26 protein-coding genes and 1 pseudogene are annotated in these 23,147 nt (G+C 68.2%); 14 read left to right on the forward strand and 13 right to left on the reverse strand.

Annotated features, from left to right (window positions below; genetic code table 11):
- Window positions 1-124 precede the first annotated feature (124 nt).
- Both KIH31_RS17535 and KIH31_RS17540 read left to right on the forward strand, forming a co-directional pair.
- Window positions 125-658, forward strand: coding sequence for a hypothetical protein (locus KIH31_RS17535; RefSeq protein WP_214428442.1), 534 nt, complete (start codon window positions 125-127; stop codon window positions 656-658).
- Window positions 659-728: 70 nt separating this feature from the next.
- The gene (locus KIH31_RS17540) at window positions 729-1,070 is read left to right on the forward strand and encodes a DsrE family protein (RefSeq protein ID WP_214428443.1); all 342 of its coding nucleotides are present in this window, start codon (window positions 729-731) and stop codon (window positions 1,068-1,070) included.
- A gap of 24 nt (window positions 1,071-1,094) precedes the next feature.
- Here the strand turns inward: KIH31_RS17540 and KIH31_RS17545 are convergent, their stop codons facing one another.
- Window positions 1,095-1,634, reverse strand: coding sequence for a hypothetical protein (locus KIH31_RS17545; RefSeq protein WP_250546194.1), 540 nt, complete (start codon window positions 1,632-1,634; stop codon window positions 1,095-1,097).
- Window positions 1,635-1,847: 213 nt separating this feature from the next.
- Window positions 1,848-1,907: pseudogene (locus tag KIH31_RS18525) on the reverse strand (hypothetical protein); the annotation flags it as partial.
- A 252-nt stretch (window positions 1,908-2,159) separates the two neighbouring features.
- On the opposite strand from KIH31_RS18525, the gene KIH31_RS17550 reads away from it, so the two are divergent.
- From KIH31_RS17550 to KIH31_RS17570, 5 genes are all read left to right on the forward strand, one after another.
- Window positions 2,160-2,699, forward strand: a complete 540-nt coding sequence (locus KIH31_RS17550) for a hypothetical protein (RefSeq protein ID WP_214428444.1) — start codon at window positions 2,160-2,162, stop codon at window positions 2,697-2,699.
- Between the two features lie 34 nt (window positions 2,700-2,733).
- Window positions 2,734-5,055, forward strand: coding sequence for an HAD-IC family P-type ATPase (locus KIH31_RS17555; protein ID WP_214428445.1), 2,322 nt, complete (start codon window positions 2,734-2,736; stop codon window positions 5,053-5,055).
- Window positions 5,056-5,485: 430 nt separating this feature from the next.
- A complete protein-coding gene (locus KIH31_RS17560; RefSeq protein ID WP_250546195.1) occupies window positions 5,486-6,139 on the forward strand; it encodes a DsbA family protein in 654 nt (217 codons plus the stop codon).
- The gene (locus KIH31_RS17565) at window positions 6,139-7,008 is read left to right on the forward strand and encodes a cytochrome c biogenesis CcdA family protein (protein WP_214428447.1); all 870 of its coding nucleotides are present in this window, start codon (window positions 6,139-6,141) and stop codon (window positions 7,006-7,008) included. The genes KIH31_RS17560 and KIH31_RS17565 overlap by 1 nt, the downstream gene beginning before the upstream one ends.
- Window positions 7,005-7,499, forward strand: a complete 495-nt coding sequence (locus tag KIH31_RS17570; protein WP_214428448.1) for a hypothetical protein — start codon at window positions 7,005-7,007, stop codon at window positions 7,497-7,499. Before KIH31_RS17565 ends, KIH31_RS17570 begins: the two co-directional genes overlap by 4 nt.
- Before the next feature lie 113 nt (window positions 7,500-7,612).
- On the opposite strand, the gene KIH31_RS17575 is transcribed toward KIH31_RS17570, so the two are convergent.
- Both KIH31_RS17575 and KIH31_RS17580 read right to left on the reverse strand, forming a co-directional pair.
- Window positions 7,613-8,377, reverse strand: a complete 765-nt coding sequence (locus tag KIH31_RS17575; RefSeq protein ID WP_214428449.1) for a sulfite exporter TauE/SafE family protein — start codon at window positions 8,375-8,377, stop codon at window positions 7,613-7,615.
- The gene (locus tag KIH31_RS17580; RefSeq protein WP_214428450.1) at window positions 8,374-8,967 is read right to left on the reverse strand and encodes a rhodanese-like domain-containing protein; all 594 of its coding nucleotides are present in this window, start codon (window positions 8,965-8,967) and stop codon (window positions 8,374-8,376) included. The genes KIH31_RS17575 and KIH31_RS17580 overlap by 4 nt, the downstream gene beginning before the upstream one ends.
- 232 nt (window positions 8,968-9,199) lie before the next feature.
- Between KIH31_RS17580 and KIH31_RS17585 the strand changes: the two genes are divergently transcribed.
- Window positions 9,200-9,460: a metal-sensitive transcriptional regulator gene (locus KIH31_RS17585; RefSeq protein ID WP_250546196.1), complete on the forward strand. Its 261-nt coding sequence runs from the start codon at window positions 9,200-9,202 to the stop codon at window positions 9,458-9,460.
- Window positions 9,461-9,469: 9 nt separating this feature from the next.
- Here the strand turns inward: KIH31_RS17585 and KIH31_RS17590 are convergent, their stop codons facing one another.
- Window positions 9,470-10,531, reverse strand: coding sequence for a HoxN/HupN/NixA family nickel/cobalt transporter (locus tag KIH31_RS17590; protein ID WP_214428451.1), 1,062 nt, complete (start codon window positions 10,529-10,531; stop codon window positions 9,470-9,472).
- An 89-nt stretch (window positions 10,532-10,620) separates the two neighbouring features.
- A complete protein-coding gene (locus KIH31_RS17595) occupies window positions 10,621-11,991 on the reverse strand; it encodes a rhodanese-like domain-containing protein (protein WP_214428452.1) in 1,371 nt (456 codons plus the stop codon).
- Window positions 11,992-12,180: 189 nt separating this feature from the next.
- Here KIH31_RS17595 and KIH31_RS17600 point away from each other — a divergent pair, with 189 nt between their 5' ends.
- The 5 genes from KIH31_RS17600 (at window position 12,181) to KIH31_RS17620 (ending at window position 16,854) form a co-directional block, all read left to right on the forward strand.
- Window positions 12,181-12,597: a DUF302 domain-containing protein gene (locus KIH31_RS17600; protein WP_214428453.1), complete on the forward strand. Its 417-nt coding sequence runs from the start codon at window positions 12,181-12,183 to the stop codon at window positions 12,595-12,597.
- 23 nt (window positions 12,598-12,620) lie between these two features.
- On the forward strand, window positions 12,621-13,070 hold the full coding sequence (locus KIH31_RS17605; RefSeq protein WP_214428454.1) for an Rrf2 family transcriptional regulator: 450 nt from the start codon (window positions 12,621-12,623) through the stop codon (window positions 13,068-13,070).
- A 109-nt stretch (window positions 13,071-13,179) separates the two neighbouring features.
- Window positions 13,180-14,352, forward strand: coding sequence for a globin domain-containing protein (locus KIH31_RS17610; protein ID WP_214428455.1), 1,173 nt, complete (start codon window positions 13,180-13,182; stop codon window positions 14,350-14,352).
- Between the two features lie 122 nt (window positions 14,353-14,474).
- On the forward strand, window positions 14,475-15,962 hold the full coding sequence (locus tag KIH31_RS17615; protein WP_250546197.1) for a DUF4389 domain-containing protein: 1,488 nt from the start codon (window positions 14,475-14,477) through the stop codon (window positions 15,960-15,962).
- A gap of 106 nt (window positions 15,963-16,068) precedes the next feature.
- On the forward strand, window positions 16,069-16,854 hold the full coding sequence (locus KIH31_RS17620; RefSeq protein WP_214428456.1) for an integrase core domain-containing protein: 786 nt from the start codon (window positions 16,069-16,071) through the stop codon (window positions 16,852-16,854).
- 13 nt (window positions 16,855-16,867) lie between these two features.
- On the opposite strand, the gene KIH31_RS17625 is transcribed toward KIH31_RS17620, so the two are convergent.
- From KIH31_RS17625 to KIH31_RS17650, 6 genes are all read right to left on the reverse strand, one after another.
- Entirely contained in the window at window positions 16,868-17,170 is a 303-nt protein-coding gene (locus KIH31_RS17625; RefSeq protein ID WP_214428457.1) for a hypothetical protein, read from the reverse strand.
- Between the two features lie 110 nt (window positions 17,171-17,280).
- Window positions 17,281-17,691 (reverse strand): Hsp20/alpha crystallin family protein, encoded by a 411-nt coding sequence (locus KIH31_RS17630; protein ID WP_214428458.1) that lies wholly within the window; start codon window positions 17,689-17,691, stop codon window positions 17,281-17,283.
- 114 nt (window positions 17,692-17,805) lie between these two features.
- Window positions 17,806-18,261, reverse strand: a complete 456-nt coding sequence (locus tag KIH31_RS17635; RefSeq protein ID WP_214428459.1) for a hypothetical protein — start codon at window positions 18,259-18,261, stop codon at window positions 17,806-17,808.
- Entirely contained in the window at window positions 18,258-18,899 is a 642-nt protein-coding gene (locus KIH31_RS17640; RefSeq protein WP_214428460.1) for a signal peptidase I, read from the reverse strand. Before KIH31_RS17640 ends, KIH31_RS17635 begins: the two co-directional genes overlap by 4 nt.
- Window positions 18,900-19,005: 106 nt before the next feature.
- The gene (locus KIH31_RS17645; RefSeq protein ID WP_250546198.1) at window positions 19,006-19,605 is read right to left on the reverse strand and encodes a TasA family protein; all 600 of its coding nucleotides are present in this window, start codon (window positions 19,603-19,605) and stop codon (window positions 19,006-19,008) included.
- A gap of 148 nt (window positions 19,606-19,753) precedes the next feature.
- Complete coding sequence (locus KIH31_RS17650) at window positions 19,754-20,989, reverse strand: CdaR family transcriptional regulator (RefSeq protein ID WP_214428462.1); 1,236 nt, start codon at window positions 20,987-20,989, stop codon at window positions 19,754-19,756.
- Between the two features lie 316 nt (window positions 20,990-21,305).
- On the opposite strand from KIH31_RS17650, the gene ald reads away from it, so the two are divergent.
- On the forward strand, window positions 21,306-22,424 hold the full coding sequence (ald, locus tag KIH31_RS17655; protein ID WP_214428463.1) for an alanine dehydrogenase: 1,119 nt from the start codon (window positions 21,306-21,308) through the stop codon (window positions 22,422-22,424).
- 93 nt (window positions 22,425-22,517) lie between these two features.
- Here ald and KIH31_RS17660 read toward each other — a convergent pair whose 3' ends face one another.
- Window positions 22,518-23,126 (reverse strand): TetR/AcrR family transcriptional regulator, encoded by a 609-nt coding sequence (locus tag KIH31_RS17660; RefSeq protein WP_214428464.1) that lies wholly within the window; start codon window positions 23,124-23,126, stop codon window positions 22,518-22,520.
- Between the last annotated feature and the right edge of the window lie 21 nt (window positions 23,127-23,147).

Raw genomic sequence — 23,147 nt, forward strand, 5'->3', positions numbered from 1 at the left:
CCGGCGGTCGTCCCGGCCGGGCGGGCGTAGCGCCGTGTCAGCCGGCCCCGGGAACCGGACGCCGGACAGCCGGCCCTTTGCCGCAGTTGGGTCCGTTCCCGTGCTTCCGGCCAAGCGGTCGCGAATGACACGCCTGGCGGTGCTGCGGGCCTGGAGCCGGGGCCGGTGGGGTGCCGCCGCAGCCGTGGCCGTTGTGGCAGCCGTCGTCATCGGAGGCGCTAACGACCTCTTCGGTCTCGCTGGCATAACCGGCCACGCAGCCGCCCTGCTGCTGACGGCGGCAGGCGCGGCCGTCGGAGGTCTTTTGATGGGCAGCTACATTGGTGCGCCGGAAGGTGCCGAGCCGACTGTCTGCGACATCCGGTGGCCGCTCTTCGGGTTCGCCGGGCTCTCCCTGGCTACCACCGGAAACCCGAACTCTTTGCTCATGCAGATGTTTTCCGGGCTGGGTCCGGCGGTCCTTCATTCGGCAGTGCAGCCGGCTCTCGGGGCCCTGTCCGTGGCGCTCATGGCCGGAACCCTCGCGGGACGCCTAAACCTGGAGGGCCGGGCGCTCTCCGACCCGGAGGGCGCCGCCGCGTGTACCAGCTGCACGCCGCTGCGGCCGGCGGTCCGGAGGCAACGGCCCGGCAGATCAGGGCCACCGCCTGAGCAGTAAAAGCCGAGCGTAAGGTGTGACATGTTGCCCGCAGCCCTGCGGGAAATACCAATTCGAGGAGCCCCGACTGATGACATCCACCATCCCCGCCAAAGTTGCATTCCTGATCCTGACCGATTCCCCGGACCGCGGCATTCCCGGACTCGTTATGGCGAGCCGTCTCAAAATGAACCGCGGCGCCGACGTTCGCGTGCTCTTTTTCGGCCCGGGAGTGAAGCTCGCGGGCAGTGGAGCGGCAGACCAACAGCTCGCAGACCTCATCGACTCCGGGGTCAAACCGACCGCTTGTTCCGGTCAGGTCGAGCAATTCGGCCTGGCCGAGGAATTCGCCTCGCGCCCCATCGAACTCCTCGCGGCAGGCGCTGAGGTCGAGGCATACGCCCGGGAAGGCTTCACCGTCCTCAGCTTCTAGGCCGGGCTTCGACGCAGGCGGTCCCTACTGGGGCGAGAGCGTCCATGTCCCGTCAGACTCAATTTGGACGTACTCCGGCGCCTGAAGAGGAACGACACCCTTGTAGCTGCCGACGTCGTCCACCGCGAGATCCTTCATCGGGCCGCCGATTCCGACGACGGCGAATGCTGCTCGCCCCTTGTTGGTGACGAACGCTTCCGTGCTGGTGCCGGTCAGGTGGATCACCTGGTCACCGCGGCCGGATACGGGCCCGGCTGACGGCGGGAGCAGGGCCGGGTCCGAAACAGTAATCTTCCAAGGCGAATCCGCAGTGACGGTCAGCACCGAGGTCGAACTGGTCCCGTCCGTGTCGACAAGGTGTGTGCCGCTGTAGGGGCCAATGACATTGACCAGCAGGGTATCGAAGCCGTTGGTCCGCAGGATGGTGTTCCCGGTACACGTGCCGCACTCAAAAGTGATCAGGGCCTTGTTGCCCTGAAGACTGAGGTGCTTGACCGCGTCACCGGTCCCCGTCAGCACCTGGGTGGGTAGCGCGGCCGAGGAGGATGCGGCGGCACCCGTCATTGGCGCGCTCATCGGCACCGGGGTGGGCGCCGCCGCGCCCCTCGCTGCCGGCTCCGGCACGGACGACGGCAGGGCGTCCGCTTGCGCAGCGGGGCCGCCGGGAGGTCTGGCGGCATATCCGGCCACCCCCAACAGGAGCAACGCGAAAGCCGCCACGGCAAGCCGCCACCGCTTGCTGTGCCGCGGCCGTGACAGTCCGGACGCCTGCCGCGTCGCATCCGTCCAATGGCTGCCGTCCCACCACTGCTGCTTTGCGGGATCATCCGGTGACCGGTACCAGCCGGGGGGGTGTGCTCATGGGTCCATCCTCGAAATCAGGAACTTCCCGCCCGGGCTGCGGTGGGCGTGCCCGCGCCGGTCGAAGGTGAAGTCCGTGCATCATATGACCGTTTCTGCCCGGGCGAAAGAGAACCGGGGCGCATCAGAAGCCGGGCCCTGCTACTCTTTTCGCCCGGACAGCTCTCTGTCATCATGGACCGCGTCGTCCATCGTCCGCCGCGGGGTCCGCCTCACCGGAGGGATCACATGAAGCCATTGCTGCCGCTTGCTGCCTGCGCCGTCCTGCTCCTGTCGGGGTGCTCCACCGCGGCCTCCCACGCTTCCGGGCCGCCGGCGGCCTCTCTGCCGGCGTCGACGGCGTCGCCGCAGGCCACCGCCGCCGTCGACGAATTCGCCGCGGTCATCGCCGACAATGAGGACTCATGGAGGCGCTTCCAAGCAAGCGTTGAACAGTGCAGCCAAGCGGCCGAGGGGGTAAGCCCCGACGACTTCTCCCGGTCCACCGAGTGCATCCGCGATGCCCGCTCAATCGCCCGGAGCGCCCAAGGCGCAACCGCCAAGCTGCGCGCTTTGGCGCCACCACCGCCCGCCATCGGCCCGCTGGTTGCCCAAACCATCGCGGCACTTGGTCCATGGCGCAATTCGCCCGTCCTTTCAGCGTGCCAGGACAAGGGCAGCGGCATTTGCTACGAGGCGGTCGAGAACATCCAGGAGTCTTCCGCAGCGCTCGTGAGCCTGCTGTCCCGCTGGGACCGGTATACGCAGCCGTCGGATACTCAGCCGTGACGGTTTTGCCGGCGCCCGGCTGCCTGGGGACGCGGTGACACCCGCCGGACTCTCATCCGCCGAGGCCGCCTTGGCACTGTCCGAAATCGGGCCAAACGAAGTGCCGGCGGCGCGCGTCCCGGCAGCCGCGAGGGTCGCCGGAAAACTGTGGGCACCCATCCCCTGGATGCTCGAGCTCACCGCAGCGCTCGAACTGCTGCTCGGCAAGTATCCCGATGCCTTGATCATTTTGTCGGTTCTGGGGCTCAACACGGTCCTGGGCCTGGTCCAGGAGAACCGGGCCGAAGCCGTACTCGAGATGCTGCGCTCACGGCTGAGAATCGATGCCAGGGTGCTGCGGGACGGCGCGTGGACGACCGTTCCATCCGTTCACCTCGTCCCCGGCGACGTGCTGCACCTGCGGGTCGGTGACTTTGCACCGGCAGACGTTCACGTCGAGAACGGGTTCATGCTGATTGACCAGTCTTCCCTCACCGGAGAGTCCGCGCCGGTCGAACGGGGGCCCGGCGGCGTCGTCTACAGCGGATCCGTCGTCGCGCGCGGCGAGGCGACCGGCACGGTGACCGGAACGGGGGTGAACACCTTCTTCGGCCGCACGGTGCAGCTGGTCGGCGAGGCAGCCCCACAGGCACACCTGGAGCGGGTGGTCCTGAGAATGGTGCGGGTCTTCATCGTCGCGGACGTCCTGCTGGCCGCGGCCGGTACGGTCCGCCTGGTGCTGGCGGGGGCCGCCCCTGGCGAGATTGCCGCCTTCGCGGTGGTCCTTCTGCTGGCCTCGGTTCCTGTTGCCCTCCCGGCAGCGTTCGCAGTGGCGGCCGCCCTCGGTGCCCGCCACCTGGCCGGGGTGGGCATCCTGACGTCACGGCCCGCAGTGCTGCAGGAAGCCTCGACCATGGACGTGTTGTGCGTGGACAAGACCGGGACGCTCACCGGCAATGTCCTCTCTGTCGAGCACGTCATGGCGGCACCAGGGATGACTGCGGCGCAGGTCCTGCAGTGGGCAGCGGCGGCTTCGGATGATGCAACCCAGGACCCAATCGATCTGGCCATTCTCTCCGCAGCACGGACGGGCGCCCGGCTGCCGGCGACGCGGGAAAAGTTTGTGCCTTTCGACCCGGCCACCAAGCGTTCGGAAGCGTTCCTGCGCACCAGGGCCGGGCTGGCCGGCGCTGCCAAAGGAGCCCCTGCCGCCATCGCGGTGCTGACCGGAGCCGCCGACCCGGACCCGCGTGTGGGCCAGCTGGCCACCGAGGGCAGCCGAGTGCTTGCCGTGGCTGCCATGGAACCCGGTGGGCACTGGAAGGAGGCCGGGCTCCTGGCGCTGACAGACCGTCCGCGTGCCGATGCTGCCGAACTGCTGCGGCTGATCCAGGGCCTGGGCGTCCGCACCATCATGGTCACGGGAGACACGGCTGCGACCGCGGGAGCCATCGCGGCGCAAATCGGGCTGACCGGCCGGACCGTCACAGCCGGGGCGACGAACAGCGACGACTGGACCGCCAGCGACATCGCAGTCATCGCCCAGGTCCTCCCCGAGCATAAATACCAGCTGATCAAGCAGCTTCAAGCCGCCGGGCACGTGGTCGGGATGACGGGAGACGGCGTCAACGACGCCCCGGCACTCCGGCAGGCCGACGTCGGGGTTGCCGTTGAAGGAGCCACCGACGTGGCAAAGTCCGCGGCAGGCGTGGTGCTCACGCGTTCCGGCCTGACCGGAATCATCGAGCTGGTGCGCGAAAGCCGCCGGATCCACCAACGGTCGCTCACCTATGCGCTGAACGTCAGTGTCAAGAAGATCGAGGTGCCCCTGCTGCTCACCTTCGGCGTGTTCGCGTGGCGGGAATTCCTGTTCACCCCGTTGCTGATGGCGCTCCTGCTTTTGGGCAACGACGTCATCAGCATGGCCATCGCGACGGACCGGGCCGAACCTGCACCGTCGCCTGACCGCTGGGACGTCGGGCGGCTGATCAGCGGCGCCTTCGCAGTTGCCCTTCCCCTGCTCGCGGTCTCCATCGGCATCCTGTGGACGGCGCGGGACGTATGGCCGCGCTTCGGGCTTGACCAGCTGAGGACGCTCAGCTTTCTCATACTCGTGCTCAGCAGCCAGCTCACGATCTACCTCGTCCGCACCGGCGGCCGCTGCTGGGCCGGGCGCCCCGCGCGGTGGCTGCTGACGGCCTCCGCCGCGGACGTGGCGGGGGCGTTCATCCTGGCCGGGACGGGCACGCTGATGACAGCGGTTGGCCTGCATGTTGTGGCAACCGCAGCCGCGGTCATCACGTCGGGAGCCGTGGCCGCCGACCTCGTCAAGGTCCCGGTGTTCAGGACACTCGGGTTGCACGGGGCCGTGGGCTGACCTAGCCGCACCCCTGACATGCAATACCCCATGGGGTATACTGATGTCATCATTCCTACGTGAAGGAGAAACAGGATGTGCCGTGCAGTGACGTGTAAGAAGTGCGGAAAGACGACGTGGGCCGGGTGCGGCCAGCACGTCGACCAGGTAATGCGCGGGGTTCCGAGCTCGGACCGCTGCCGCGGCCACGAGGGCGAAGCCTCGACCAAGACCGGCTTTTTCGCCCGTCTCTTCGGACGCTGAGCGGAGATGACGGGTGCGGTGCCTCGTGGCGTGCCGCACCCGTCATCCGGACCTGGCTGGGGAGGCCACTATGACAAGACCCAAAACAGACCCGCAAGCGCCCGCAGGGAAGCGCGCCCGTCCCCGCGGCTATGCGGCCGCCCTGGGTGGCTCCATCGCGGTGGTACTGATTCTTTTAGCAGGGATCTTGTCTTCCCTGCCACGCGGTTCGGCCGCCGGGCCGCAGCCCGCTGCCACCGCGGGCGCCGCCGCTCCCCAACCGTCCAACTCCGGTCCCGTGCTCCCGGACTTCGCACGCCGCAAGGCAGGGGACCCCACTGGGCTCGGCCGGACCAACGCTCCAGTGGTGCTGATTGAATACTCGGACTTTCGCTGCCCCTTCTGCGGCGTGTTCGCCCGGCAGACGCTGCCGGCTCTTGTGCACAAGTACGTGGACACCGGAAAGCTGCGGTTTGAACGGCGTGACCTGCCCGTTTTCGGGGACCAGTCGGTGCAGGCGGCAGTGGCGGCACGGGCTGCCGGGAACCAGGGCCGTTACTGGCAGTTCCACGAAAAGGTCTACGCCATCGCTCCGGAGCGGGGACACGCCTCGCTGACACAGGACACCCTGAAGCGACTGGCGACCGAGGCTGGCGTGCCCGACCTGGCGAGATTCACCAGGGATCTAAGTTCGTCCGAACTTGCCTCCGCCGTCCAGCGCGACGCCGAGGAGGCGGCCTCCATCGGCGCAGACGCCACGCCGACCTTCCTGGTCAACGGCCACCCGATCCTGGGAGCCCAGCCTTTGGACCTCTTCGAGCAGGAGATTGACGCCGCGCTGAAGGCTGCCGGGACACACTGATGCTGATCGGCTATGCCGGCGCGTTCCTTGGCGGCCTCCTCACCCTGCTGAGTCCTTGCGCCGCGATGCTTCTCCCGGCCTTTTTCGCGTATGCGTTTTCTGCCACCCGGCTTCTGCTCGCCCGCACCCTGGTCTTTTATGGTGGGCTGCTGGCCACCTTGGTTCCCTTGGGAGTCTTCGCCGGCATCGTGGGAGGGCTCCTGACCGCCCACCGGGAACTGCTGATTGCGGCCGCTGCCGCGGCAGTCATCCTGCTCGGGGTACTGCAGCTCGCGGGGGTGTCCTGGCCGCGGCTGCCCGGCACGCAGAGTGGCGGCACATCGTGGCTGGCGGTTCTCGTTCTCGGGGCCTCGTACGGAGTGGCAGGAGCCTGCACAGGGCCGATACTAGGGTCCATCCTGATGATCGCCGCGGCAGGCGGAACAGCACTCTACGGCGCCATTCTTCTGGCCCTCTATGCTTTGGGCATGGTGGTGCCGCTGCTCGTTCTGGCCGCCGTCTGGGACCGCCTCGGGCCGACGCGGCGAAGCTACCTGAAGCCACGGCGCCTGAAAATCGGGCGCTGGTCAAACTCCTGGGCAACTCTCGCTGCCGGCCTGCTCTCCGTCGGCATCGGCGCCCTCCTGCTGCTGACCGACGGCACCGCCGGCGCTGCCGGGATTCTGAGTGCGGACCAGCAGTTTGCGCTCGAAATCAGCGCACGCCGGACCGCATCCGGTCTCTCGGATCCCCTGTTCGCTTTGGCCGCCGGCCTGGTGCTCGCCGTCACCATCTTTGCTTTCCGCCTGCGCGGGCGAAGCACGCGGCCGTCCGCCGGCAACCCGCCCGTCATAAACAATGCGCCCGAAGCAATCGAGGAGGATCCATGAGCCGCAGTGTGAGCGAACCGTTGGCAGCGTCGATGGCCCGGTGGCCGGCACGGCGATGGGTCACCGCGGCCGGGGCCGCTGCGGCAACGTTCCTGATAGTTGCCGTACCCACCGACCTGATCGACACCCCGTTCTTTTCCCGGGAGATCCCCCCGACATGGTGGTCCTACCCGGTCCTAGGCCTGACGGCACTGCTCAGCGGGCTCTTGACGGCGACCTATGTCGACGGTGCACCGCGCACCGAAAAGGACAAATCGACGAGGTTCGGAAGTGCGGGCGCACTGGCTGCCTTTTTCGCCGTCGGCTGTCCTGTCTGCAACAAGCTCGTCCTGCTGGCACTGGGCGCCACGGGCGCCGTCCAGTACTTCGCTCCGTTGCAGCCGGCTCTGGGTGCCATCTCAATCGGGCTCCTCGCTTGGGCCTTCGTGAAGCGGGCCACCACAGAAAACGCCTGCGCGGTGCCCGCCCGAGGTGGGAGTGACAGCGTGTAAGGCGTGTAAAGGGGATCGGCCCGAACCGGACGCCAAAGGCGCCGGCCGGCTGGAGGGTGACCCTCCTTCCGGCCGGCGCCTTTTGTTTTCCTGGCGTCCGCGGGAGGCACGGCTTAGGACAGCAGCGCCTGCGCCGCCACGTAGACAGCGACGAGCAGGACCAGTCCGGCAAAGCCCCGCTTGAGGACCTTGTCCGACAGGCGCTGCCCGAGCCTGCCCGCAACCAGCGAGGCGACCATGGCCGAAGCCGCGAAGGCCAGCGTGACCGCCCAGTTGATGTGCATGTCACCCAGATGGGCAGCGAAGCCGGCGATCGAGTTGATCACGATGATCACCAGCGAGGTACCCACCGTCATGGACATCGGCAGCCCCAGCACCAGCGCGAGCGCCGGAACGATCAGGAACCCGCCGCCGACGCCGAGCAAACCGGTGAGGAAGCCCACCACCGCGCCGGTCACGATGGCCTTGGGAAGGCAGCTGCGCCAGTTCACGCCGCCGCCGGGCAGCGCACAGGACCCGCCCACGGCCTCGGTGGTGCGCAGCATCCGAAGCCCGGCGAAGATCATGATGGCAGCAAAGGCGAGCAACAGGACCTTCTGGTCCAGCATTCGGTTGACCGCCGCTCCAAGGTAGGCGGTGGCGGTGCCGGCGGCGCCGATGATGAGCGCCAGCCGCCAGTTCACTCCCTTCCGCAGGCGCGGCAGGACCGCGACCGCGGAGGAAGCCCCGACGACGACGAGCGAGCTGGGGATCGCTGCGCCCAGCGACACCCCGACCCCGTACACCAGTGCGGGTACGGCAAGAATGGAGCCGCCGCCGCCGACGAGGCCGAGCAGTCCACCGACGATGACGCCGAACGCAAGCGCAGGAACGATCATGCGCGCGACTCGAGGTTCTGCAGCGCCTGGTGGGCGGTGGGCTCGTTGGAAGAACGGTTCCACGGCATCCAGGACAGGGCCTTGCCCATCGCGCAGCTGTCCGTCGCCGCGGAGTAGGTAAGACCTGCGCCGATCCCGCCTGCGATCAGCCGCAGTTTCGGAGAGATGAAACGCCCGGCCAGGATGCTCGCCAGGACGATCGAGCCGGCGGTCATCCGCACCTGGCGCTCGAGGGCCCAGGTCTTGCGGCCGTGCACCACGTCGCCCCCGGCTGCCGCGTACGCGGGCACTCCCCCTTCAAGAACGGCGGCGGCGGACAGTCCGGCCGCCGAGAGTCGCTTGCGCGCCTGCTCCGCGCGTGCTCCGGACTGGCAGACAAGGACGACGCGGGTCCCCAGCTTGGAGGCGAATTCCTCGGTATGCTCGCTCAGCAGTGGCAGCGGAACGTGGTAGGAGCCCTTGATATGGCGGGAGTCGAATTCAGCGCCGCTGCGCACGTCGATCACCATCAGGTCATCGTGGTTTGCCGTCCAGGTCTTCAAGGTGGCGGCGTCGATGGTAGAGGGGGCGGTTGCGGTGGTGTTCGTCATAGCTACTTTCGGTATATCAGAGGGTTTACTGCTGGTGTACGGGCGATGAACCCATACTGGCCCGGCGCGGAACAAGGGAACCGCGCGACCCGGGCCGTCGGTCAGGGCACTCGCCCTGGCGGCGGAAAGCAGGCCTGATGCTTGCCACCAAGTATTTCATATACCCCCGGGGGTAACGAATCGGATACGGAAGGGGGTATTATTGGTCGGTTATCGATGTGAGGAGAACAAAATGGTGGAACTGGATGCAGCACAGATGAGCCCGGTCCTGAACCGTCTTCGGCGGGCCCAGGGCCAGCTGGCGGCAGTTACCCGGATGATTGAGGAAGGTCGCGACTGCGCCGATGTAGTCACCCAGCTGTCGGCTGTCTCCAAAGCCGTGGACCGGGCAGGCTTCGCGATCATCTCCTCCGGGCTTGAGCAGTGCTTCCGCTCGGAGAACAGCGAAGTTGACCGGCAGCGCCTCGAGAAGCTCTTCCTCTCCCTGGCCTGAGCCACCTGCTCACCGACCCGCCCGCGCCGAAACCGGCAGGGCACGGTTGCGTGCCCTTGCAGCGGCGAAGAGCCAGACCGCGGCGAAGAAGACCACCAGGGCCACTCCGAGGAACCTGATGTCCACGGCGGCGATGACGTCCAGCGGTCCCGTTCTGACGCCGAGCATCTCGGCTGCCACCGAGGCCAGTCCCGTCGCCCCGACGAAGAAGGCCACGAGCACCGATACGGCCGTGACGACCAGGTTGTAGTAGATCTTCCGGCGCTGGTCCATGGCAGCCCAGCGGTACACGCGGTTCATGAACACGCCGTCGGCACTGTCAAAGAGCGCCATTCCAGCCGTGAACAGCAGGGGCAGCACGAGGACCGCGTACCGGGGAAGCCCCGGCGTCAGAGCCCCGGCGACGAAGAGGCTGATGGAAGCCGCCGTGTCGAGTCCCAGCCCGAACAGAAAGCCGGTGGGGTACATCTTCCACGCACGGTCAACCAACCGGGCGAGCGGGCGGAAGACCCTGGCCAGCACTCCCCTCCTGTCCAGGTGGCCAGCCATCTCGGACTCGGACAGCTGTCCGCTGCGCGCACTGCTTAGCGCCGATCCCATCCCCCTGAGCGAGGAAAGGTTCAGCACGCCCGTCAACAGGAGGAACAGTCCGGAGACCGTGCCGCCCCAGATCGAAGTTGTCTGCCGCAGGCCGGACCCTTCGTCCGCCAGGCTGCCCGCGAAGGCGTCCAGCCCGGCCAACAGCAGCACGACGGCAGAGAGGACCACTGTCGAGTGCCCGAGCGCGAACCAGAAGCCGGCGGTCATCGGGCGGCGGCCCGCCGCGATCAGGCGGCGGGTCGCATTGTCGATGGCCGCAATGTGGTCAGCATCGAAGGCGTGCCGTATCCCCAATGCGTAGGCGCTGACGGCAAGTCCGGCCAGCAGCGCGGGGTGGCCTCCGGCGGCACTGACAGCTGGCAAGACGAACCCGAAGAGCAAACCCCAGCCGGCCAGGTGCAGCGCCAGGACCGCGGCGCCCATGCCGACCAAGGAGCGCTTCTCCTCGGGGTGCAAGCCGGTGCGGGACATCGCGGTCATCCTTTCCATGAGGGTCGAGCGGGGCAGCGTGCGGGAGGCGCGGCGCAGGCTCCTGACTGGAGCCTGCACCCTTGCGCTGCCTAGGCTTCCTGCAGCGCGGTCTTATCCACGGGCAGCCCGGTGGCTTCCGCGTCACCGAAGGCCGCATCGATGTGCACGACCTCTTTACCGGCGCGCTGAAGCAAGCTGGCTCCCACGCCTGCCCGGTAGCCCGAGGCGCAATGGACCCACAGCTTGCCGGCCGGCACTTCGTCCATGCGGTTGAGCAGTTCGTGCAAGGGAATGTTGACGGCGCCAGGAATCCGGGATTCGGCGAATTCGTCGCGGCGGCGCACGTCGAGGATCACCTCATTCGCGGGACGGTCCTTCAGCACGGACTCCCAGCCCACCCGCGGGTAGGAGGCAACGGGCGCGTTCGGAGCCAGTGCATGCGGCTCGGTTCCAACGGCCGCATCCGGGGAGTCGATGCCGATGCGGGACAGGTCACGGATGGCGTTTTCGACGTCCTCGCGGGAGCCGACCAAGGTCAGCTTCTGGTCCCATGGCAGGACCCAACCCAGGAAGGTGGTGAAGCTTGAGCCATTGCCGTATTCGAAGCTCACGCTGCCCTGCAGGTGGTTGCTGGCGAAAGCGACGCGATGGCGCAGGTCCACAACCCATTCGCCTTCGTCCAGGCGGCGGGTCAGTTCCTCGGGGTCCAGGGACTCCGGGACCGAAAGATCGGCAGGGCCGGGGCCCTCGGCGTTGGCCGGCCCCATGTGGGCGTAATAGGAGGGGTACGCGGTGAGATTGGCGATGAGTTCGCGGACAAAGTGTTCCTCGTCCGTGTCCGTCAGCGCATGGTTGGTGGTTAGCTGCTCGCCGATGGTCGACGATCCCGCGCCGGTGGCCGGACCCGACGAGCAGAACGAGCCGAAGCCGTGGGTCGGGAACAGCGAGGCGTCATGGGTTGCCTCCTCCACCAGCCGGCGGACCGAGGCGTACTGGTCGTGCGTCAGACCCACCGTGTCCGCGTCGGCGACGAGGTCGGTGCGCCCGACGGAGCCGTAGAGCAGGCTTCCACCGGAGAACACCGCTTCCTTCTCACCGTCGGAGGCGATGTAGGACAGATGCGTGTGGGTGTGCCCGGGCGTAGCGACGGCCTTGACCGAGAAGCTGCCGACCTGGACGGTCTGGCCGTCGGCAATCGGTTCGCGCTCGAACTGCACCGGGTCCGCGGCGTTGACCAAGTAGACCGCGCCGTGCGCCTTGGCCAGCTCCAAGCCGCCGGTGACATAGTCGTTGTGGAGATGGGTTTCCGCCACGTGGGTGATCTTCACGCCTGCTTCAGCGGCGACCGCTTCGACCCGGTCGAAGTCCCGCTGCGGGTCGATGACGAGCGCCACTGCGCCGTCATGCACAAGGTAGCTGCGGTCCCCGAGCTGGGGGGTGTCGATGACGATAACGTCCATGATGTGTCCTCCAAAAGTCTCAGGCGGTGCCGTAACACCGCTCTTCCAAGATACCCTAGGGGGTATGCCAGGCTCAAGTCCCGGACAACGCCGCGGCCCGCTGCCAGACACGCAGCGGGGCTGGCTCAAACCACCGCGGACGGGAAGAATCTGGACATGGACACCCAGAGCCCAAGGAAAGGAAGTCCCATGGAATACGCCCACACCATCACGGTTCCCGCCGGATTCGAGGAGACCGTCACCAGGACCAGGGAGGCCCTGGCGACGCAAGGCTTCGGAGTCCTGACGGAGATCGATGTCAACGCCACGTTCACCGCCAAACTGGGAGCCGAGGCCGGAGACGCCGTCGGGAGCTACCTCATTCTGGGTGCCTGCAACCCGCCGCTCGCGCAGCGCGCGATCGCTGCCGATTCCGGCATCGGCGCCCTCCTGCCCTGCAACGTCGTCATCCGCCGCGCTGCAGGTGACACCGCAACCACGGTCCAGGCAATCGACCCGATGACCATGGTCCAGCTCAGCGGCCAGCCCGCGATCCAGGAGGTGGCCGCTGAGGCCGACCGACGCCTGCAGGCGGCCCTGTCCACGCTAGGGGAAACCTCCCGCTGAGAGCCGTCCCCTAGGCTTAGGGGATGCGAATCAACGCCTTCTCGGACGTCTGCCTGCGTGCCATGATGCTGCTGGCGGCTGCGCCGGAGGGCGAGCTGCTCACCACGCAGGCCATCACCGACGGCGTGGGGGTTCCCTACAACCACGTGAGCAAGGCTGTCATGAAGCTGCGCAGCCTTGACCTGGTGGCTGTGACCAGGGGGCGGGCCGGCGGTGCGGCAATCAGCCCCGCCGGACGCACCGCCACCGTAGGCTGGCTGCTCCGGCAGCTGGACGGCCGCGAGGACCTCGTCGACTGCGAGTTCCCGCACGGGGACTGCCCGCTCAACCACGACTGCGGGCTGCGCTCCGCTCTCCGGCGCGCCCGCGAAGCGTTCTACCGCGAGCTGGACGATGTGGTCATCTCGGAGCTGCCGAACCCGAAGCAGATGGGGCCGGTGTTTGTGAACTTGCTCACCCGCCGGCCGGCCTGATCCGCGCCAACTCAGGGAACTCTTCTACGAACCGTAGAACTGTGGATTTAATCCAGCATTTCCGGTGCTAGTTTTGGCGTGTTGCATCCCTTCCAGCTAGGAGAACCCAGTGCTGTCGGACAAGTCGCACGCCATCATCGAAGCCACTCTGCCGCTCGTGGGCGCCCGCATCCAGGTCATTACCCCGAACTTCTACCGGCGTCTTTTCGGCGCCCATCCGGAACTTCTCGACGGCCTCTTCAGCCGCTCGAACCAGCGTGACGGCGCCCAGCAGCAGGCCCTGGCGGGGAGCATTGCCGGCTTTGCCACCCACCTCGTCCGGAACCCGGGCACGGTGCCGGAGGCCATCCTCTCCCGCATTGCCCACAAGCATGCCTCCCTGGGCATCCTTCCGGAGCAGTACGACGTCGTGTACAAGCACCTTTTCGATGCCATCGCCGAAGAACTCGCGGACGTCATCACTGACGAGATCGCCGCCGCCTGGAGCGAGGTCTACTGGCTGATGGCCCATGCCCTGATCAAGCTGGAGAAAGGCCTCTACGCCCGCCAGGCGAACGACCGCATGTGGGCGCCGTGGCGCGTGGTGGTCAAGGAGGCTGCCGGCACCAGCGCCATCACCTTCATTCTGGAGCCTGCGGACGAGACACCCGTCACCCTCGCCGCCCCGGGCCAGTTCGTGAGCGTACGGGTCCAGCTGCCCGACGGCGTGCGCCAGGTGCGCCAGTACTCGCTCTCGGGCGAGCTCTCCTCCACATCGCGCAGGATGTTCACCACCAAGCTGGATGAACACGGCGAGGTCTCCCCCGTGCTGCACCGCGACATCGAGGTCGGCGACCTCATTGAACTGTCCAATCCTTACGGGGACGTCACGCTCACTGACGGCGACACCCCCCTCGTGCTGGCCTCGGCAGGAATCGGTTGCACTCCGACCGCGTCGATCCTCAGCCATCTGGCCGACACCAGTTCCCGCCGCGAAGTGATGGTCCTGCACGCCGAAGGGTCGCTCGAGGACTGGGCGCTGCGCGAGCAGATGCGCGAAGACGTGGCACGGCTCGACTCTGCCGAACTCGAACTCTGGCTCAAGACCCCCGCGCCCGGCGCGCGAACCGGGTACATGTCGCTCGAAGGCCTCGAAATCCCCGCCGATGCGTCCGTCTACCTCTGCGGGCCGCTGCCCTTCATGAAGAAGATCCGCTCCGAGGCTCTCGACGCCGGCATCCCTGCCAGCCGCATCCACTACGAGGTCTTCGGCCCCGATGTCTGGCTGGCGGCGGCCAGCTAAGCCGCCCGCGCGGCGGGACTTCCGCCTCTAACGGGCTTTTCAGGGCCGCGGAACCTTTAGAAGCAAGGGTTCCGCGGCCCTTTTTTGGGCCGCCGCACCGGACGCCGACAAGGCAGGTTCAGATGAGCGCCACGAGCACCGTCCAGCCAGGTCCGCCCGCTGCCAGGGGCGGCCGCACCGGATCGGTGGTCATGCTGGTCCTGGGCATCCTGTTGGCGATGGGCGGGTTCGCCCTCGCCGTGGGCGGCGCCTTCGCGGCAGTCGCGGCTGCGGTGCAGGGAAGCACAGGCTACTTCAGCACCTCGACCGAGCGGATTTCAAGCACTTCCTACGCGCTGACCTCGCCGGGCCTGAACATCATGGAGGGCGGTGCCGCGGCGCGTCCGCCGGTCGACGTCGGGCGGATCCGCCTGCGCGTCACGCCGGCGCCGGGCGCCGCCGTCTTCATCGGCATAGCGCCGCAAGCCGACGTCGACCGCTATCTTTCCGGGGTCGCCCATACCGAAGTCACGGAACTGCGCTTCAACCCGTTCCGGGTGCAGTACCGCGACCTGCCCGGGACAACCGTCCCGGCTCCGCCGGCCGGGCAGAGCTTCTGGACCGCCTCCAGCTCCGGCACGGGCACCCAGGAAATCACCGTCAGCCTGCAGCCGGGCAGCTGGGCGGTGGTCGTGATGAATGCGAATGCCCGGCCGGGTGTGACCGTGGACCTGCAGGCAGGCTTCCACACCGACCTCCTCGGACCGGTGGCGGCAGGGCTCCTGGCGGCCGCTGCGGTGATGCTCCTGATCGGCGTGCCTCTGCTTGTGGCGGGCGCAATGGGCCTGGGCAGCCACACCGGAGCACCCCTGGGCCCGCCGCCCGGCTCCCGGCCGGGCCCGCTGCCCGGCTACGACGTCCGGCCGCTGCCACCTGGGGTACCCGGCCACGACGCGCGGCCCTACCCTGCCGAGCTCACCGGCCATCTGGACCCGGTCTTGTCGCGCTGGCTTTGGCTGGTCAAATGGTTCCTGGCCATTCCGCATGTGGTCGTGCTGTTCTTCCTGTGGTTCGCATTGGTCGTCACGACCATCGTCGCCGGCTTCGCGATCCTCTTCACCGGCCGGTATCCGCGCCGGCTGTTTGCTTTCAACGTGGGAGTGCTGCGCTGGTCCTGGCGGGTGGGTTTCTATGCCTATTCGGCCTTGGGGACCGACCGTTACCCGCCCTTCACGCTGGCCCGCACCGACTATCCGGCTGATTTCGACGTGCCCTACCCCGAGCGGCTCTCCCGCGGGCTGGTGCTGGTCAAGTCCTGGCTGCTGGCGATCCCCCATCTGCTCATCGTCGGCATTCTGACCAGCGGCTCGACCTACTGGTGGGGACGCGAAGGAGACTACCTCCGCTCCACCGGTCCGTCGCTGCTTGGGCTGCTGGTGCTGGTTGCAGGCGTGAGCCTGCTCTTCACGTCCAGGTATCCGCGTCCGTTGTTCGCGCTCGTCATCGGGCTCAACCGCTGGGTCTACCGGGTCGCGGCCTACACCGCGCTGATGCGGGACGAGTATCCGCCGTTCCGTCTGGACCAAGGTCCGATCGAAAATCCGACGGAACCGCCGCATCCGGGCGCCTAGGTGTACTGAGCCGGGACGTTGTTGACATTTGGGGGCTTGAAAAGGAGGAGGACCTCCGGGCTAAGTGGAGCTGTCTAGTTCACACACTTTGCACGCGGAGGTCCTCATGTCCCACGCTAATGCCCGTTTGACGGTTCACGGAAGGCAGCTGATCATCGACCGGGTGGCTGCGGGCCGCCCGGTCGCTCACATCGCCGCGGAGCTGGGGGTGTCGCGGCAAACCGCTTACCGGTGGGTGAACCGTTTCCGGGCTGAAGGAGCCGCAGGTTTATCGGACCGCTCAAGCCGGCCCAGGACCTCACCCGGACGCACAGGACCTGAACGCGAGCAGGCCGTTCTGCACGCACGACGGACCTTACGGTTCGGGCCGCTGCGGATCGCGGCGCTCACCGGCGCCCCGATCCGCGCGGCCAGGGCCACGGCGAACCGGTATGAGCGCTCACGGCCCGGGGAACTGGTCCACCTGGATGTGAAGAAGCTCGGCCGCATCCCCGACGGCGGCGGCTGGCGGGCACACGGCCGCTCCGAAAAGGTCAAGGGCCGCGGGATCGGCTACGACTACGTCCACGTCGCTATCGATGACCACACCCGTATCGGCTACGCAGAGGTGCTCCCCGACGAAAAGGGCGTCACTGCCGCGGGTTTCCTCGGCCGCGCCGCCGTCGCGGACCTCGGAGCCGTTCAGCGCTTCATCAAGCCCCACTGCCCCTGGACCAACGGCAAAGCTGAACGCTTCAACCGCACCCTGCAAACCGAATGGGCCTACCGGCAGGTCTTCACCAGCAGCAGCCACCGCCAGACAGCCCTTGCACCCTGGCTCGAGCACTACAACACTGAACGCATCCACACCGGCATCGGAACCACACCCATCACCCGAGTGTCACCAACCTAACGGCTCAGTACACCTAGGACGCCGGCTCGAGGATCCGCAGGCAGCAGGGCGCAGGCGAAGGGTCGACGCCGGCCGGAAGCTGCTGGTTGCGCGCGGCCCGGAAGAGTTCGTCGAGCACCGAGGCGTCCACGCGGGCGCGGCTGAGATCGAGCAGCACTTCCATTCCCGGCGCGAAGGCGTTGGTGCGTCTGGTGATGACATAGAGCGCCACGACGTTGCGGGGCGTGACCGAGCCGCGCACCTCGATGCGGGCGGCGGCCATGTCGCTGCCCAGGTAAACCTGCACTCTCAGCTTGTGATGCACGTCCAGGTCCATCTCCGAGGAGGTTGCCGCAGGGGGCGCCGGCCGGACACGCGCCTGCACGGGGCACCGGCGCCGGACGGAGACGCTGCGGCGTGCCGTCCGGCGCCGGATTCTTTAATGCGTCAGCTGCGGTTGATCTGCACCTTGCGTGATGCGGCGGCGCTTTCGGCCGGCAGCGGGGCGCGGACTTCGAGCACGCCGTCCTTGTAGGTAGCCGTAACGTCGTCCTCCTTGACGTTCTGCGGCAAGGGAAGGCTGCGCGTGAACGAACCGTAGCGGAACTCGGACCGGTAGCTGTCCTTGGACTTGTGCTCCGACTTCTCCTGGCGTTCGGCCTTGATGTGCAGGACACCGTCAGCAACGGAGACGTCCACGTCTTTCTCCGGGTCGATGCCGGGGAGCTCCGCGCGGACCACGAGCGACTGGCCGTCAACGAATTCCTCCACCCGGATCGACGCCGCCTCCCAGTCCCCGTCAAGGAACCGGCGGATCGGATCGAACATCTCCGGGGCGCGTCTCATCAAATCAGCCATGGCTGCCTCTCCTCACTGGGCCCGGCGCGGACGGCCGGAAAAACCCTTTAAGTACACGTCCGGCGCGGCGGAGGGGCATAGGGAAGAAGGTCCCGACCCGCCGCCGCCGTGGCACTACTGGCAGGCGGAGGCCGTCCAGGGCAGGCCTACCCAGCCCTGTACCGTGGCCTGGACCTTGTAGGTCCAGATGCCCTTCTGGCCGGTGACTTTCAGCGTGGCCGGCAGCGCGGAAACGGCCAACGTGCGACTGCGGCCCGCCGGGTCCGTCACTGTCAGCAGGTAGCCGGTAGCCCGCGGAACGGGGGCAATGGCGTTCAGCGTCACCGCGAAGCTGCCCTGGTGCCCGTCGGTCCCGGGGCAGCTCACGACGGCCCCCACGCTGGCGGGAGCGGCGAGCTGCAGCGTCACGACCGACGACTGCGCGGTGACAGTTGTGCTGAAGGCGGCATCGGCCGCGGCGGGGTGCAGTGCCACGCCGGCCAGCAGGGTCGCGGCCGCGCCCGTCAGGCACGCCGCCGTGCTCAGGGCCCGCAGCACCGCCCGGCACCCGGCGGGAAGAACGCGTCTCATGCCGGGGTTCCTGCCGCGATGTCGCCGGTGCTGCCGCCGTCATCGGGGCCGCCGCGGGCGGGGCGGCGCCAGATCATGGCCAGGCCGCCTGACACCAGCAGCAGCGGCGCTCCGAAAAGCAGGAGATCACGGACCAGCGGCTCGCGCAGCGTCCTGATCGCCTGGCCCAGAAAAGGCACGACGAGGACCACCTCGTCCACGCTGGACCCCTGGACTGTAGCCGTCCACGGATCGGCCGCGTTGTTATGGTCGCCCTTGGTGCGGACCGCAACCGATCCGTCCGCGTTCCTGAGCACTTCGACAACCCGGTGGGTCTCCATCCGATGGTCCTCCACAGGAATGTAGTAGGTAATGATGTCCCCCGTTTTCACCTCGGCGGCCGGCTTCGCCACGGTGACGACGACGTCGCCGGGATTGATTCCCGGGGACATGGAGCCGGTGAGCATCGTCGCAGTCTGGTACCCGAACAGGCGCGGGCCGACGGCGAGGAAACCGAAGGCCGCCACAGCGACGGCCAGGACCAGGCTGGCGGCCGCCGTGGCGGCCCTGCGGACACGCCGCCGACGCCGGAAAGCGCGCAGGCGCACGCCCCGGGTCGCCGGGATAGGCGTCCGAACCGGTTCCGCGGTCGTCGACATGGGCTGCTCCGTTCCGCTGCGCCCGGCTCGATGAGCCGCTGCGCTGAGCTCGATGGGTTCCGGCGCCCCGGCTCTTTTGGGGGCGGGGCGGGGCGCCGGAAGCTGGTTAGCGGACCCCGGCGGCCCGCTGGGTCACGACGAAGTCGAACCTGATCGCGCTCGTCTGGCCCTGGAACACATCCCCTGCCGTGTCCGGCAGCGACGCCGTGACAAGCAGGTTGTCCTTACCGCCGGCCTTCAGTGCCGCGAGGTTCGGCAGCGGCACGTTCGAGCCGATGATCGGTGAGGCGGCGAGAACGGTGACCGGAGCGGTGCTGCAGGTGTTGGCGCCGGTCGCGGATGTCGTCCATCCGGACGGGCAGCTGGTGATCTGCAGCTTCAGCCCGTTGGTCGTGTCAGTGTCGAGCACGGACGACGTCGAGGCCACCGTCGTCAGGCTGATGGAACCGAGGTCGGCGGTGCCCGTGTTCGAAAGCGTCGCCTGACGTTGGATGCTGTCGCCCGGGACGATGCCGCTGGCATTGATCGAGAAGCCGCCGCCGGAGTTCAGGTCGATCTTCACCGTACCGGCGTCCACCTTGGCGTCCGCCGACGTCGTCGACGTAAACGAGCCGTAGGTGCCAAGGCCGGCCACGCTGGCTGCGGCGCCGACCAGCGCGAGGGATGCGACGATCTTCCCGGAGGTGGAGCTGAGCTTCAGAGCCATGTGCATGTTCCGTTTCCGAGCCGGCTGTTCGGTGCCCCGCTGGGCCGGCTGCATGAGACCGCCGGCCCCAGCGGCCGGCTTCGTCCCACCATGCCCAAGAACGCTCAAGCACATTCCCAGCGGGACCGAAAAATGCCCAAAGATTCAGTCAAGCCCCGCCGTCCTCGAGCCGGGGACGGCCGGCCCACCGGTTCGCCTTGAGCGCGGCGTGCAGTTCCAGGCGCAGACGTCCCTTGAGCGGATCGGAGCCGACGACGGCGCGGATCCTCGCCAGCCTGTTGTAGAGGCTGCTGCGGTGCAGGTGCAGCTCCCTCGCCACCTCCTGGATGGAGCCGTCGCTGTCATAGAGCATCTCCAGCAGCGGCAGCAGCTCACCGGCGCGGTCCTGGTCCTTGAGCTCGCCGAAGTGGACGGATTCCACCGGGGCCAGTTCGCGGCTGGCCCCGCCCAGGAACTGGTAGATGCCGATGGCCCGGTAGTCCGCCACCGGCCCCAGCGGTGCGTCCACTGCCGCGGCCTGGGCCGCATGCCGGCTCTGCCGGTAGGCGGCCGGCAGCTGGCGCAGATCAGTGAACGGCTCGCTCATGCCGAGCACATCCTCCCGAAGCGGCCGGCCGCTGCGCCGGGCGATTTCGTGCCGGTACCGGTCCAGCACCTCGGCACTCGCGGCACGGCCCGGCGAGCCGCTGAACAGGATGACGGCGTGGGTTTCGGTGCCCGCGCTGAAGAGGGCTGCCTGGATCCCGACGGTGGCCTGGAGCGCCGAGATGCGCTGCAGCAACACCCTTTCCTCCGGGTCCCGGGGCCGGGTGTGCCGTTCCGCCGGATCCGGGACGCGCAGGACAGTCGCCGTCTGCCACGGCCCGCGGCCCCGGACCTCGCTCCAGCCGGCCACGGCTTCGGTGGCCTGTTCGTTGCCGCTGCAGGCCAGGAGGAACTGCGCTTCCCGCCGCCGACGGTGCTCGGACTCGGCGGTGTTGGTGTCCAGCAGCATTTCCGCGAGCTCGTCCTGCTCCCGGCGGATCTTCTTCAGGGCCGGAAGGATGGCGGCAGCGTCCTCCTCCGCCTCCTGCAGCACCCACAGGTACCCCACGCGGTAGCCCCGCGCGAGCAGGGGCACGCAGACCCGTCCCAGCATGCCGAGTTCCTCGTTGGCGGGCACGATCACCGGACGGACGGCCGAGGCGATTCCGTGGCTGAGCTGCCAGCTGCTGACATCCGCCGGAACCTTCTTGCTGAGCAGGAAGTTGACGCGCACGCGGTCGGTGGTGGGTTGGTTGCTGCTGTAGGCCAGCAGGACGCCGTCGAGGTCTTCCAGGGACAGCGCCCGGCCAAGGGAGGCGGCCATCCGCTCCACCAACTGCTCCACGTCTGCCGTCTGCACCTTCCCAGCTTAGGGTTTCAGCGCGGACAACGGGCGACATCTGCCCCCGGAGGCCTCGACATTTGTCCACCCCGGAACGTTCCGTTCTGTGATACACACCACACCGCCACTCCGGGTGACCCGCGGCGGAATCCGCGCCGTTCCGGGCCCGTGGCGGCGTCCCCGGCGCCGGTACCGAAACATCCTGCGCTCCAGGCCCCCCGCACCCCGTTGCAGGTGCCGCACGGCCCGGAACCGGCCCGAAAATGCGGGCTTATCGTGGTGGCATCGCCGAACCCGGCGCCCCTACCGAGCCCCTCACCCATTGGAGTTCCCCATGATCATCGCCGTTCCCAAGGAGATCAAGAACAACGAGTTCCGCGTCGCCATCACCGCCTCCGGCGTGCACGAATTCCGCGGCCACGGGCACACCGTACTGGTCGAAGCGGGAGCCGGACTGGGGTCCGGCATCAGCGACGACGAGTACGCCGTCGCCGGGGCGGAGATCGTGGCGGACGCCGACGAGCTCTGGGCCCGGGCCGACATGGTGATGAAGGTCAAGGAGCCGGTAGCCGCCGAGTTCCACCGCTTCCGCGAAGGGCTGGTCCTCTTCACCTACCTGCACCTGGCGGCCGAACCCGAGCTGACCCGCGCGCTGCTCAAGGCCGGCGTGACGGCGATCGCCTACGAGACGGTGCAGCTGCCAAACCGTTCCCTGCCGCTGCTCGCCCCGATGAGCGAAGTGGCCGGACGCCTGTCCGTCCAGGTCGGCGCCTGCTCGCTGATGGCGGCGGCCGGCGGCCGCGGCGTGCTCCTCGGCGGCGTCCCCGGGGTCCGCCCGGCGAAGGTCACGGTGCTCGGCGCCGGCGTCGCCGGCACCAACGCGGCGGCCATGGCCATGGGCCTCGGCGCCGACGTCACCATCCTGGACATCAACATCGGGCGGCTGCGCGAACTCGACGCGCAGTACCAGGGGCGCCTGAAGACGGTCGCCTCGAATGCCTACGAAGTAGAGCGGTCGGTCATCGAGGCCGACCTGGTCATCGGCTCGGTCCTCATCCCCGGAGCGAAGGCCCCGAAACTGGTCAGCAACGAGCTGGTGGCACGGATGAAGGCCGGCAGCGTGCTGGTCGACATCGCCGTGGACCAGGGCGGCTGCTTCGCCGACAGCCGGCCGACCACCCACGAGCAGCCCACGTTCACTGTCCACAAGTCGGTGTTCTACTGCGTCGCCAACATGCCGGGCGCCGTTCCGAGCACGTCCACCAATGCGCTGACCAACGTCACCCTGCGCTACGGCATCGCCCTGGCGGACCTCGGCGTGAAGGCGGCGCTTGAACGCGATCCCGCTTTGGCTGCCGGGCTGAACGTGGCTGCGGGCCGCGTGACCAACCGCTCCGTCAGCGAAGCCCTGGGCCTGGAGCTTTCCGGCTGGGAGGAGCTGATGGCGGCCTGACCCTTCGGCCGAGTGGCCAGTTGCGGCGGCCTTTCACGACGCGAAGCCGCCGCAACTGGCCGCTCGGCCGAGGCTAGCCCGGGGTCCTCGGGCCTATTCCGAGAGCGGGGGGAGCACATTGTCCACCAGCTGCTCCCAGCCGGCGGCGAGCTGCTCATGCGTGAACTCGCCGGTCTCGAGCAGGAAGGCGACCCGGCCGGCGTCGAATCCCGCCGCGAGGTAATAGGCGAGCGCCCGCGCGTCCCCGGGCACCCCGCCGTCGCGCAGGAGCATCTCGAGGTGCGTGTGCTGCAGCCGGGCGGCCGCCGACCCGAAGTGGATTGCTGCGGACAGGTCGCGCGCCCTCTCCACCTCGCCGTGGACGTCCATGAAGGCCAGGCGCGCCCGTCCGAAGGCCATCAGCCGTTCGCGTGCGGGCGCCCCTGGTCCCAGCGGCGGCGGCCCGAACATGAAGGCCTGCTGGAACTCCCGCTCGGACTGATCCAGCAACGCGAGCATGAGGCCGGCCCGGCTGCCGAAGCGGCGGAACACGGTTCCCTTGCCCAGGCCGGCCCGGAAGGCGACGGCGTCCATCGTCAGGGCAGCGGCGCCGCACTGGGCCACCAGCTCCCGCGCCGCCACGAGGATCGCAGCCCGGTTGCGCGCTGCATCGCCGCGCTCCGGCTCCGCCGGGCCGTTCGCAGGGAGGATCGGGCCGCTCATGGAAGCATTCTAGGCACGGGA

Source organism: Paenarthrobacter sp. DKR-5 (assembly GCF_018531425.1).
Taxonomy (GTDB): Bacteria; Actinomycetota; Actinomycetes; order Actinomycetales; family Micrococcaceae; genus DKR-5.